Origin of the sequence: Rhizobium ecuadorense (genome assembly GCF_001187535.1) — a bacterium.
Taxonomy (GTDB): Bacteria; Pseudomonadota; Alphaproteobacteria; order Rhizobiales; family Rhizobiaceae; genus Rhizobium; species Rhizobium ecuadorense.
Genome location: NZ_LFIO01001074.1, coordinates 1 through 235, shown reverse-complemented (window position 1 = coordinate 235; position 235 = coordinate 1). Strand labels below are relative to the sequence as shown.

Sequence of the window (235 nt, the reverse complement as noted above, 5' to 3'; positions counted from 1 at the left end):
CGCCGATGAAGCCGGCGACGACGATGACCGTGCTGATCACTGCGGCCTGCAGCGGAGAGAACGGCGTCAGCCGATAGAGCAACGTTCCCACAAGGATGGCCGAGGCGCCGCCTCCGACCAGCGCTTCGATCGTCTTCGACGGGCTGATATTCGGCGAGAAACGGTGCTTTCCGAGGAGCTTGCCCCAGACATACTGGAAGACGTCGCTGAGCTGCACGACCACGACCAGATAGAC

General features: G+C 62.6%; 1 protein-coding gene. It reads right to left on the bottom strand.

What is annotated here, in order from left to right:
• A partial coding sequence (locus tag AF337_RS20425) for a phosphatidate cytidylyltransferase (RefSeq protein ID WP_167347781.1) occupies positions 1-235 on the bottom strand: 235 nt, incomplete at both ends.